The 12,771-nt window shown below is 40.4% G+C and carries 12 protein-coding genes and 1 riboswitch; of the genes, 11 read left to right on the top strand and 1 reads right to left on the bottom strand.

Features of this window, described 5'->3' with window-relative positions:
- Window positions 1-129: 129 nt before the first annotated feature.
- Window positions 130-1,314: an MFS transporter gene (locus D3H55_RS02090; protein ID WP_119545251.1), complete on the bottom strand. Its 1,185-nt coding sequence runs from the start codon at window positions 1,312-1,314 to the stop codon at window positions 130-132.
- 68 nt (window positions 1,315-1,382) lie between these two features.
- Window positions 1,383-1,482: riboswitch (purine riboswitch) on the bottom strand.
- Between the two features lie 386 nt (window positions 1,483-1,868).
- Between D3H55_RS02090 and D3H55_RS02085 the strand changes: the two genes are divergently transcribed.
- The 11 genes from D3H55_RS02085 (at window position 1,869) to D3H55_RS02030 (ending at window position 12,739) form a co-directional block, all read left to right on the top strand.
- A complete protein-coding gene (locus D3H55_RS02085) occupies window positions 1,869-2,348 on the top strand; it encodes an AraC family transcriptional regulator (RefSeq protein WP_119545250.1) in 480 nt (159 codons plus the stop codon).
- A gap of 104 nt (window positions 2,349-2,452) precedes the next feature.
- Window positions 2,453-3,454: a serine hydrolase domain-containing protein gene (locus tag D3H55_RS02080; RefSeq protein WP_168412929.1), complete on the top strand. Its 1,002-nt coding sequence runs from the start codon at window positions 2,453-2,455 to the stop codon at window positions 3,452-3,454.
- A 122-nt stretch (window positions 3,455-3,576) separates the two neighbouring features.
- Entirely contained in the window at window positions 3,577-3,756 is a 180-nt protein-coding gene (locus D3H55_RS02075) for a hypothetical protein (protein WP_119545249.1), read from the top strand.
- 57 nt (window positions 3,757-3,813) lie between these two features.
- Entirely contained in the window at window positions 3,814-4,347 is a 534-nt protein-coding gene (locus D3H55_RS02070; protein WP_119545248.1) for a GNAT family N-acetyltransferase, read from the top strand.
- A gap of 589 nt (window positions 4,348-4,936) precedes the next feature.
- Window positions 4,937-5,206, top strand: a complete 270-nt coding sequence (locus tag D3H55_RS02060; RefSeq protein ID WP_119545246.1) for a CD3324 family protein — start codon at window positions 4,937-4,939, stop codon at window positions 5,204-5,206.
- A gap of 137 nt (window positions 5,207-5,343) precedes the next feature.
- Window positions 5,344-5,817, top strand: a complete 474-nt coding sequence (locus tag D3H55_RS02055) for a GNAT family N-acetyltransferase (protein WP_119545245.1) — start codon at window positions 5,344-5,346, stop codon at window positions 5,815-5,817.
- 435 nt (window positions 5,818-6,252) lie between these two features.
- Entirely contained in the window at window positions 6,253-7,230 is a 978-nt protein-coding gene (locus D3H55_RS02050) for a sugar ABC transporter substrate-binding protein (RefSeq protein WP_119545244.1), read from the top strand.
- Window positions 7,227-8,696, top strand: coding sequence for a sensor histidine kinase (locus D3H55_RS02045; RefSeq protein WP_119545243.1), 1,470 nt, complete (start codon window positions 7,227-7,229; stop codon window positions 8,694-8,696). Before D3H55_RS02050 ends, D3H55_RS02045 begins: the two co-directional genes overlap by 4 nt.
- Entirely contained in the window at window positions 8,674-10,221 is a 1,548-nt protein-coding gene (locus D3H55_RS02040) for a response regulator (protein ID WP_119545242.1), read from the top strand. The genes D3H55_RS02045 and D3H55_RS02040 overlap by 23 nt, the downstream gene beginning before the upstream one ends.
- A gap of 17 nt (window positions 10,222-10,238) precedes the next feature.
- Window positions 10,239-11,327: a sugar ABC transporter substrate-binding protein gene (locus D3H55_RS02035; RefSeq protein WP_119545241.1), complete on the top strand. Its 1,089-nt coding sequence runs from the start codon at window positions 10,239-10,241 to the stop codon at window positions 11,325-11,327.
- A gap of 308 nt (window positions 11,328-11,635) precedes the next feature.
- Window positions 11,636-12,739 (top strand): sugar ABC transporter substrate-binding protein, encoded by a 1,104-nt coding sequence (locus D3H55_RS02030; RefSeq protein ID WP_119545240.1) that lies wholly within the window; start codon window positions 11,636-11,638, stop codon window positions 12,737-12,739.
- Window positions 12,740-12,771: the final 32 nt, after the last annotated feature.

Below are 12,771 nucleotides of genomic sequence, written 5' to 3'. Positions count from 1 at the left end.
TCTTGCCCAGCTGCCATCTAATCAGGCTTATTCCTTGAATGAATCCACTTGACTTCCTTATAACATACCAGATATCATCCGCAAGCATCTCGAAGCAGCGGCATTCAAAAATAGAAGGCCAGCGTGCTCTCAATCATTAGATGATGGGATGGCCATTGAAGTTTCTTCAACAAAGGATTTCCTTGTTAAAGAAAATACGGCAAACAATAATGAAAGAATGACAATGGCACTTCCAAACCATGCTGTGTGAGAAACAGTCCCCGTTTGGTTCAACACCAGGCCGCCAAACGCCGAACCAAGTGAAATGCCAACTTGAATGGCTGAGTTATTAAAACTCTGTTGAATATCTGAAGTAGAAGGATCCGTTTGAATCAGATAACTTTGCTGAGGGGGTGCCAGGCTCCAGCTCAATGCTGCCCAGATCATCATGATCGGGACAAAAAGAACGAGTGAAAAAGTCGTTAATGGCACCAGGATTAGAATAATGGCAAATGCACTGATCACAACCACTATGCTTTTTTGAGCTCCGATCGAATCAGAAAGAATACCTCCGAAAGCACCTCCGCTGACAGCTGCTATCCCAAACAATAAATAGCAAATACTAATCCAACCAGAACTCATATTTAGTTCGGATTCTAAGAATGGGGTGAAATAGGCATAAAGCGTATAATGTCCCGCAAGCATAAACACAGTTGCAAGGTGGGCACTGCCGATTTTGGCGCTTGCTACAGCTTTTAATTGCTGTGAAAGTGGTACCGAATTTTCTCCTGGTACCCGTTCCAGGTAGATTGATATAAGAATAAATGATCCAATTGATAAAATGGCAATACCCAGGAAGATCACGCGCCAGCCGAAAATATTTGAAATGAGGATCCCAAGAGGAACACCCATAACCAGAGAAGAACTGATTCCCATATATATTAGTCCCAGCGCCTTAGCTCTGTGAGCAGGGGTGACAATCTTCGCTGCAATGGTCAACGAAAGTACCACGATAAGGGCTGTACTCATGGCAGTCAAAACTCTAGCTGCCATCATTAACGCAAAACTGGAACTGAAATATGTGATTAAATTCCCGGTGAAGAAGATAAACAGGGAAATGAGATATAGTCTTTTGCGCTCGACCTTACTTGTCATCACTAGCAAAACAGGTCCTGCCACAGCATAAATCAGGGCGAAGACGGTAATCAATTGTCCTGCACTGCTTAAAGATATGTTAAAATCTTTTGCAATCGCCGGCAGTATACCGCCGACAATTAATTCAACGAGTCCAACTGCAACTGTTGATAATGCGAGAATAAATACTTTGGGATTCATAATTTACTATCGTCCTTCCAGATGAAATTTAATATCAGAAAATAAAAAAAATCCTGATTACAGAAAACGAATATAATTCATTTTTCTGTAATCAGGATTTTAAGGTTCCTGGTAGAGACCCCCAAGCCATATTCTTGAGGTTATACAGTTAAAAATATTTTTTTATAAGCACTTTGAGAATTTTAACAGATAGTTTCATATTATTCAAGGATGAATTGCTTATGGTCTTCAAGGGGCAGTTCTCAAGAACCTATAATACGACAACTTGGAAATAACCAAAGCTGCCTAGATTTTGTAGGAAAGTAGCGAAGTTTCCTAACATACATCCCCTCTTAATCACCAAACCAGAAAGTATAACAGATGCTCCTCCTGGCCGCTTTTCTTAAAAAGCAAAAATAGAATGCTCTGTGCCCCTATTATTATTAATAAAGCACCGACTGCAAGATAAAAATGGAAGGAATATCCTTTAGTGGTGTGGAATATTGTAATGAGTGTCATACAGCCATTTATAATTAGTGGACAAGGTAACCATTACTTATTAGGAGAGATCTAATATGAAAATCGAATTAAAGGAATTACCTCAATATAATGTTGCGTTTATACGTCAAACTGGAAGTTATTTTGGACCGCAGGAACATTGGGGGGAACTGATTAACTGGGCAGTTTCCAACGGACTTTATCCACCAGAACAGTCGTTCATTGGGATATCCCTGGACAACCCGGATTTGGTTAATAGTGAAAATTGCCGTCATGATGCTTGTGTGACAATCCCTGAAGGATTCAACATGGAGGAACATAAGGAAATGAAATTTAAAAAGGTTGATGGAGGAAAATATGCCGCATTTGCATATTATGATACCCCGGAATCCATGAATAGTGCTTATCAATTCATGTTCTCCCAATGGCTCCCAAATAGTGAATACGAAGCAGATTACGGCAGGCAGAACCTCGAGTTCAACCTGAATAATCCGTCAGAAGACCCTGAAGGAAAGTGCAGGGTAGATTTATATATCCCTGTAAAGGGCAGGGAATAGGCAACGGTCAACCAGCTGGCGCTTTATTATGGAGGCTGCTTGATAATGGCTCCAAGAAATGGGGGAATGGCATGAAGCATAGTCACATCAATATATAAGAACGAATGGATTTTTATAATGTCAAGGGTTTAAGCATGGCGTATATTCATAATGGCAGGATTAGCCGCCAAGATTATTTTGGGGTGGTTGAAACAGGAACAGCTGATTTGGTGAATGAAGCCACTATATTTAATGCTTGTTCGATAAGTAAGCTTCTAACAGGGCTGCTTGTTATGGTGTTAGTTGAGAAGGGAATTCTTGACTTGGATGAGGATGTAAACAGGAGGCTTTTGGCCTGGAAGGTTCCCGAAAATGAATTCGCTTCAATGAAAAAAGTAACACTACGAAGGCTGCTTTCTCATCAATCCGGCATTATTGATCCAAAGGATAGCTTTTCAGAACTGAATTCATCCTTTTCTTACCCCTCAATGATTGAGTTGCTGGAAGGAAAGACCCCTTATTGTAAAACTGCAGCAGCCGTAAGCATTGAACCAGGCAGTGAATTTCAATATTCAGATACGGGTTATTGCATTATTCAGCAGCTGATCGAAGATGCAACCGGAAAACCGTTTGAAGCGGCAGCGTATGAACTTATTTTTCAACCATTGAGAATGGAGAATAGTTCATTCCCCACTAACATCTTTGAAGAAGCACAAAAACACTTTGCATGCGGACATAACAAAGATGGTGAGGTTTTAAATGGAAGATACTCTATCTATCCCTACCCCGCTGCTTCAGGTCTATGGACAACCCCTGCTGATTTAGCCAAATTGCCCATTGAATTATTCCATTCATTAAAAGGCAAAAGCAAGACAGGGATCTCTGCATTGAATGCAAAAGAAATGATTCACTCTCATGGCCAAAAATGGACAGGGCTGGGTGTTTTTTTAGAAGGAGCAGAAGAAGAACTGGAAATTTCTTCGCTCGGGTGGGGAATCGGTTATCAGTCTATGCTGGTGGGGTATCCACATTTGGAGTCTGGCCTGGTCATCATGACGAATACAGATCAAGGTGTTCATCAGTTGAATGGGATTATTGGTGAAATATATCATGCTTCAACCTTTTAACCTCCTGCTTGACCTAAAAGGATGAAACGATTCTTATTCACGAAACCTTTACGCTTTATGTTCGTAAATAGATTAACCGGTTTATGACGCTTCTATAAAAATTTGTTTTAGGAGGTTAGAATATGTCTGCCGAATTTGTTGCCGTCATTGCTATAGTTTCGAGTGTGATCTGGATTCTGGTATCGCGTGAGCTCGCAGGTTCTCCTAAGGAACAGATGGGGCGGAAGGTCTTCAGCTTAATGTTCGCCGGGGTTATTTCGACAGTGATACTGACCGTCGCCCTTGTTCAAAGTCTTATTTAATCATGTGGCGTTGGTCTAAACGGGTTAACGCCTTTACCATACGCAGGGGGTGGGAAATTGTTCAGTAAAGGGAAATTAAGAGTCAGAAAGTTAGATGAAAAAGATAATGTGCTGTTAGCGAAATGGCTGTCGGATCCCGCTGTCCTTGAATTTTATGAAGGCAGGGATAATCCTTTTGATTTGAGTAAAGTGAATGAGGTTTTTTATTCCTCTGAAGATGAAGATGTGAAATGCATTGTAGAGTTTGAAGGGAATGAAATTGGCTATATTCAATTCTATCAAATAGATGGGGAGACAAAAAAAGAATACGGATATGGAAACGAAAATGTTTATGGAACAGATCAATTCATCGGGGAAAGAGGCTATTGGGGCAGGAGCATAGGAACACTGCTTGTTTCATCCATGATTGAATACTTAGCAGCTGACAAAAAAGCAGACCTGATCGTGATGGACCCTCAAACAAGGAATATAAGGGCTGTACAGTGCTATGAGAAATGCGGTTTAAGAAAGGTGAAATTACTTCCGCAAAGGGAGCTTCACGAGGGAGAATATCAGGATTGCTGGTTGATGGAATATCGAATTGGTCTTTAATTGAATAGAGAAAGGAAGAAGCTTTTTCAACCTTTATGGCATACTATTCATAGCACGGTAACTTAACAAATAAATAGTAAAGGGGAATTGCGCAGGGTGATTTTGAGTTTCCTACCGTTATTGCTGACTTTTGCCGCTATTGTTTTTATTATTTACTACATTCCGATTCTGGTGAAGGACTCAAAGAAAAAAATGGATTCGACAGAAAGCATTAAAAATAACTTAGACAAAATCGTAAAGCAGAATGAAGAACTTATTTTCCTGTTGAAAAAGAATAATGAGAAGGGGTAATGAATGCAGTAAATATTAGAATGTTTCATGCAGTCCTCATTGGCTGCTTTTTTTGTTTCTCCGGTCGTGTCTATATAAGGCATATAGATACCGGAAAATATTAGAGTTGTTTCCTCTATATGGTAAAATGAATTATATCTTTATATAGGGGGCAATTAAAATGGGCAAATATCCAAACTTGAAATTATTCTCCTGCCAGCAGCAGAGGCTGCTATCAAGAGTTTAAGAGTAATACCAATCCTTTTAGCAGTCTTTGCTTTTTCTTATTAAATAAATCTATAAGAAAGCAGGGACAATCATGGGATATAAAAAAGCCAGTGAGATTTTACCAATAGAATTAGTGGCGTTGATCCAAAATTACGTTGACGGAGATTACGTGTACATACCAAGGAAGAAAGGCAACGAACTTTCGTGGGGAGAAAAGAACGGAACACGGCAAGCTCTGAAAGAACGGGACTTTGCTATATATGATTCCTACCTAAAGGGAGCAAGAAAGAAGCAGCTTGCAGATGAGTATCATCTTTCCATCAAAAGTATTGAAAGAATCATAACGAAACAAAAAAAGTAACTTGTTATAGATGCCTTGTGTATTTTTTGCATAAGGCATCTTTTATTGGTGTCTCAAGAATACTGCAGACCCGAAGAATAGGAAGCCTTGTAAAGGATTTAGAGTATAGAATGAGTAGATAAGAAGGAGGCGGTCTCATGACCTATAGAATAAGGACAAGGACAAAGGAAGATGTCGATGAATTCATTACTTGGACATATGATGGGGTGTACTCTTTTTATGATAATAATATCCAAAAGGAAAAAATCGATGGATTCCTTGCAAGTGCTGATAGAGATAATTTCTATACAGTCATTGATGAACAAGGGGTGTTGATTGGAAATTGCGAGTTCTTTAATGTTGGAGAAGCACCAGAAGAAGAAATCATAGCAGTTGGTGTTCAGATGAAACCATCATTGACCGGAAAAGGAAACGGACTCAGATTTATTCAAGCGATCATTGAACAAGGGAGAGAATGCATAGGGTTTGACCATTTAGAGCTGGCTGTCGCGGATTTTAATAAAAGGGCAATCAAAGTTTATGAAAAAGCAGGATTTAAAAGAAAGGGAAGCTTTAAAAATGTCCTGAGAGGAAAAGAATATGATTTCATCATCATGGAAAAGGACTGGTGAAATTCTGCGTTGTCCATGTATGGAAGCTTTTGAGCTGAATCTGGCCTTAAGCTTTCGTTTTTTGAAGCCAAAAGGTAACTAAAACAGCCATAATTTTATAATGAAAGAACCGAATCTATATAATTTAGGCTCTTTAAGTGAATTTTGTTGTTATTCAAGATGAATTTCAATTAATGCCCTGGTAAATCGCCGTAAAAAATACCGGTGAGCAGGGTAGAAAAGAGCTGCCCGTTCTTTCTCAAGAGTAAAACCTTTGAATACAGTGGAAAAACCCGGCACCTGGGATTTTTCCGAAAGCAACAATATATGCGAAAACAACCATAATTAAAGAGTTATTCTGTTATTTTATATAATTTTTCTGAAAATTCCCGTTCCATTATCCCTATTCCTGCTATAATAAAAATATTATTTTTCTAATTGAAGGAGCGCTGTCCCATGAAGAAGATTGCCACTTTAGTAAGCGCTGTCATTTGTGTTGTCCTTTTTTATTTTACAATTGAATCAGCCTTGGATGTCTATAGCGCCAGTTGGCAAATGCCTGAAAATGAAAATCAGGGGTCTGTGAATAAGCGTATAGTTTTGATTACACAGGAGCTGGAAACCCCTTTCTGGGATCAGGTCAGTTACGGTGCAAGAAATCAAGCTGAGAAAGATAATATCACACTTGAAGTATGGGGAAGCTACGGCAACAATCATGAAAATTTCCTGAAGCAGATAGAGTTAGCTATTTATTCAAAAGTGGATGGGATCATTGTACAAGGCCTGGATACGGATGGGTTCAAGGAACTGTCGAAAGTGAAGGCAGCGTCCTATGGGATCCCGATTATCACTGTGGCAAATGATGTTCCGCCTTCGGACAGCCTCCGAAAGACATATGTAGGCTCTGACCAGCGCTATGCAGGGGAATTAATCGCAAGGCAGTTAATCAGTGATATGGGTACATCAGGAGAAGTGATCCTCATGCTCGACAGTAAGCAGGAATATTATCAGAAAGAACGGTTGAAGGGCATTCAGAGCTCGCTTCAAAGATATCCCGAAATCACAATGATTCCAGCAGAAGCGGATGATAGCAGAGAGCAGGGGATTGCCTTGACAAAGGATCTATTGAACCGGTATCCAAATGCGAATGCGTATATTGCTGTCAATTCCAACTTTACAGAAGATATCATTGGGGAGATCCAGAAGCGTTCGAAAGTGGAGCCATACTTTATTTATTCCTTTGATGACAGCAGTGCCTCGTTAACCGCCCTGCAGCAAGGGAAACTGGATGGAATGATTGAGCAGTCACCCAAAGAGATGGGAGAGCGCAGTGTACACTTGATGGTCCAATGGCTGAATAATGAGATGGTTCCGCTGGATCTCGATGGCTATTTGACTGATATCCGGCTGGTTAAGGGAACTGGCACAAGATGACCAATATACAGAAGAAAATCTGGATGCTGGCGGTGATTGTATTACTGATCATGGCGTCAATCTGGATGTCACTCACCCTATATAACCAAAAAATGCAGAATCAATATAATGATATTCTTGAGCGGTATTTGGTATTGAATGAAATAAGGACCACAAGCCAACAGGTGGTCACAGGGTTGAACAATTATCTGCTACTGCCCACCACTGAAAATTTAAATAGCGTAAACCAGAGTATGCAGGACATCCAGGATATGCAGACAAAGATTGCCGGTTTCAAAAATACTGAGAATGAATTTTCGCTGATCAACTATGTGAATCTACTTGATAGTTTATTGGAAGTGACTGATCGCGCCCTTGTGTTTCATTCGGAAGAAGGTATAGAGAATGCAAGAGATTCACTGAGTGAAGCTACATATATTTCTACCTATATTTCCGACATGACCCTGTCGCTCATAGATTCGGAATTAAATTCTTATGACCGGCTTTACCGTGGGATCATTGATCAATCTGAAAAGCTGAACCAGCTGGGGATTTGGCTGCTGCTGTTGATCACCTTCCTATTATTGCTCTATACTTATTGGTTCTCACTAAGGATCACAAAACCACTGGAAAAACTCACAAGGGCAGCCAGTGAATTATCTAAGGGGCGGTTTGATTTAAAGATCGAAGTGAATTCGAAAGATGAGATGGCCTTCCTGGCAAGAATGTTTGAGCATATGAGAACAAATATCAATAAATTGATAATTGAAATTCAACAGAAGGCACAATTGGAAAAGGAACTGCAGGAGAGTAAGCTGCTTCTGAAAGAAAGCCAGCTTCGCAGCCTTCAAAGCCAAATCAACCCCCACTTTTTGTTCAATACTTTGAATACTGTCTCCAAAAAGGCATACTTGGAGGGCTCAGAGGAAACAAGTGATTTACTAGTCAACATTGCGGGGCTTCTTCGCTATAACCTCAAGCATCTGGATAAGACTATGACACTCAAGGATGAGGTCAATGTATTAGAACAGTACATGAATATTCAAAAAGCGAGATTTACAGACCGCCTTACATTTCGCACCGAGATTGAGGAATCGTGCCTGCACATTGAGCTGCCTGGCCTGACGCTTCAACCAATTGTTGAAAACGCTGTGATTTATGCGGTTGAACCAAGTGAGGATGGAGGCACCATCTGGTTCCGCGTCATTGATGAAGGGGACAGGGTCACTATCGAAATAGAAGATGATGGGCCAGGCATGCCGGAAGAAAAGATTCATAGAATCATGAATGAAGAAGAACAGCACGATTCTGTAAATGGACATGCGTCGGGTATTGGACTGAGTAATGTAGTGAGGCGCCTCCGCCTTTTTAATGGGTATCCTGATGTGCTTACAATTGATGGGACGCCGGGAAGGGGAACAAAAGTGACTATTGATATTTTTAAGGGGAAAGGGGCTGTTGAAGATGATCAAGCTGCTAGTGGTTGATGATGAGCAAATCGAACGTGATGCATTGCAAGTGATATTGGAAAAGCATTTCCCGAATGTTGAAATAAAGCAAGCCAGGAATGGCAGGCAGGCCGTAGAAATGGCATCAGAGTTCCAGCCGCATTTAATCTTAATGGATATCCAGATGCCCGGGATGAATGGTTTTGAAGCCATTGAAAGAATAAATGAACGGGATCCTTCTATCAAGTTCATCATGATTACTGCTTATGCAACCTTTGATTACGCTCATTCCGCCTTAAAGCTGGGAGTTATTGATTATATGGTGAAACCGACTAAAGTGGCAGATATTGTAGATACGATGGACAAGGCTCTTCACCAAGTAAAAGAACAACAAAAATTAAAGGATATGGATAAGGAACAACAGAAAACATTACAAAAAGCGAAATCCATTTTTGAAACTGATGTGGTAACACAACTTTTATTTGATCACGTCCATGAAGTGCATTTACATGAATTGGTGGAAATGCTGAAAATGCAAATGACAGAAGAGAAGTTTGTTATCAGTGTGTTGCTTCCTTCAGGTTCCGAGAAGTACTATTCAGCAATAAGGGAAAAAGCCAGAAGCATGGGGAATGCTTGGATTGGTGCTTTATACGGGCGCCAATTACCCATTATTGTTTTTAAAAATGATGGCCAGTCTTATCGTAGCCAAGCCATCTTGATGGCAAAAGAAATCCTGAAATTGGTGAAAACAGAAGATTCCTCCGGTTGGTTTATCGGAATAGGTAATATCTATCATTCTTTGGAAGATATCAAAAGATCTTATCAGGAATCGTTACTGGCTACAAGGGACACATCCCTTCCGGTCAAATACCGTTTCTACTCCGATGTACCAGCTCTTAGTCCAGGTCTCGATCAACATTCAGCCAAGCGATATGAGCACACTTTTTTTACATCTATCAGGAATGGTGAATGGGACGATATAGTGATTATTATGATAGACTTAATTGAATCTCAGGAAAAAGAAGGCACCTGTATTTTACAATCCCAGCAACGTCTGATGGAGCTTATTTGGATCCTTTCCCAAGTAATGAGTGAGATAGGGGTGGATATAGATTCCCATATCTATTCCTTTAGAGCTGCAGACTACAGGCAGCTAAGGGCAGAGACGAGGCTGATCCTGGAGAGAATGCATCAGAACACGCAAGAGCATCAGGACAAACTTGAAGAGAATACAATTGGGCAGATAAAGCAATACATTATCGATCATGCCTATCAGGATATTTCCTTGGAAGAGATAGGAAAAGTCATCGGTTTAAGCCCGATTTATATCAGTAAAATCTTCAAAGAGCAGCTGGGAGTAAATTATATTCATTTTTTAACAGACTGCCGTATAGAAAAAGCGAAAAGACTAATGAGGGATCCGGAGAAAAGCTTAAAGCAAATCACCTTTGAAGTTGGGTACCATGATCCTAACTATTTCAGCAAGGTCTTTAAAAAAATGTGTCATATCTCACCGACTGAATATCGGAAGAGCCTTTTGGAAAGCAATAAGCTGGTATAGAGAATGGAAACGGACATATGAAAAGGACAATGTATAAAAAGGTTACTTTGCTGTTATTGCTTGGTGTATTGCTCATGATTTCCGCTTGTGAGCAAGAGGAAAATATACCTGCGACGAAAAACATAACGACTGTTACCTCTGTGGAACAAGAAAAAGGTGTAGAGGATACTATTAAAATTGGTTTCGTAATGGGTACACTGCTGGAAGAACGGTGGCAAAAGGATCGGAACTTATTCAAGAAAGCTGCAGAGAAGCTAGGCGCGCAAGTAGAGATATTGTCAGCAGACGGTGACGATGCTTTGCAGATATGGCAAGCTGAAACACTGATCAGCAAAGGAGTCGACCTGTTAGTCATCATCCCGCAGAATGCCGAGTCAGCTGCTGCGATTGTTGAAAAGGCACACTCAGCAGGTGTGAAGGTCTTATCTTATGACAGGCTGGTAACAAATGCTGAAGTGGACATGTACGTTTCTTATGACAATGAAAAGGTTGGTGAATTACAGGCAAAAGCTATTACCCGATTAGTACCTAAAGGGAAATATGTCTATATCGGCGGAGCAGAAATAGACAATAATGCACATTTAATCAAAAAAGGGGCTTTTTCTGTACTGCAGCCATTGATTGACAAGGAAGATATCACAATCGTATTTGATCAATGGACAAAGGACTGGCAGCCGGCAAATGCCAAAGAAAATATCGAACTTGCCCTTGATGCTAATGGGAACCAGGTGGATGCGATCATCGCTCCCAATGATACTACTGCCGGAGCGATAATGGAGGTTCTTGAAGAACGGGGGCTTGCCGGGAAAATCCCCGTAACGGGACAGGATGCCGATTTGGCTGCTGTCCGCAGAATAGTATCAGGCGAACAGGCGATGACGGTTTACAAACCGATTCAAGATTTGACAGAGAAAGCGGCTGAGTTAGCTGTGAAACTTGCAAGGGGAGAAGAAATAGATATAGATCTTAATATAAATAATGGGAAGGTGGAAGTACCATCCGTCCTCCTTCCGCCGGTTGCTGTTAATCAAGTAAATATCGATGAGACGATCATTGCCGATGGATTTCATACAAAACAAGAAGTCTATCACCACAATGATCATTAAAAAGGGCAGGGAGAGAAAATCCTGTCCTTTTTTGCCAGCGATTTTCCTTTATGAAAGTTCTGGAGCTTTTCACATGCTTAGTAAGATTTTTAATAAATTCGGAATAGGCTTGAACAATTAAGTCATTTTTTCAATCAGGGGAACCAAGGGCAGTATTCTATTGCAGACATGATCTGCAATAATTTATTGGAAAATTTAAAAATTACAGACAGATGACAAAATAGTGCTATAAGTAAGCGTTATCATCCTTGCTGACTCTTGATATATTTAGGTTGTCAGTGAAACAACAAATTGAAAGGGGTTACAAAATGAAGAAATTATTCCTTGTATTATCTATTGCCATTATGGCCGTCCTTATTGCTACCGGATGCAGCAGCAGTACTGGTGGAAGCGGGGACCTTAAGGTAGGGATTGTCCTGCCGACAAAAGATGAACAAAGATGGGTGCAGGATGAAGAAAGATTCAAAGAAGCAATCGCAGATTCAGAGTATTCTGCTGAAATCTTATTCAGCCAGGGTTCATCTGCAAAAGAAAAAGAAAATGTTAACACATTGATCAGTAAAGGAATCGATGTTTTGATCATTACGCCAGTAGATGGTGATTCTGCTGGAAGTGCAGTAGAAGCTGCGAAGAAAGAAGATATTACTGTCATTGCTTACGACCGTTTGATTACCAATACTGATGCAGTTGATTACTATGTAACGTTTGACAGCGTTGCCGTAGGTGAAGCACAAGCACAGTATTTAGTTGACCACTCAGAAGGATCGGGAGTTCCACTATACATGTATGCCGGTGCAGCAACGGATAACAACGCTTTCTTGTTCTTCGAAGGCGCATGGAATGTACTTCAGCCCAAAATCGCTGATGGTACATTTAAAATTGCTAACTCAAGTGAAGCAGAAGCTTTAAAAGATAAAGCGGAATTATCCCGTGAAGAAATGAGTAAGATTGTCAGTCAGCTTACTACTGGATGGGATCCAAACGAAGCCAAGAATAAAGCTGAAACACACTTAACATCAGCAGGAGATGACATGAAAGGCGATGTAGCCATCCTTGGACCTAATGATGACACTGCCCGCGCGATTGCCGATGTATTTTCTGCTGAAAGCGGAATTACTAGTTATGTAATTTCCGGCCAGGATGCAACAAAAGCTTCCATTCAGTACATTATCGATGATAAGCAGTCAATGACTGTATTCAAAGATGTTCGTACACTGGTTAAAGATGCTATGGATATGGCATTAACCATCCTTGATGGAGAAACACCTGAAACGACAGGTTCTTATGATAACGGATCAACAGAAGTACCTGCTAAACAATCCGATGTCATCAGTGTTGACAAAGATAACGTAAAGGAAGAAATCGTTGACAGTGAATACTATAAAGCAGACGAATTTACAGGATTAGAATAAATAAATTGGTGCAGCGGAATAGTGATAGATTT

This window comes from Bacillus salacetis (genome assembly GCF_003581585.1).
In the GTDB taxonomy this organism is placed as follows: Bacteria; Bacillota; Bacilli; order Bacillales; family Bacillaceae_B; genus Rossellomorea; species Rossellomorea salacetis.
This window is presented reverse-complemented; position numbering and strand designations above follow the sequence as displayed.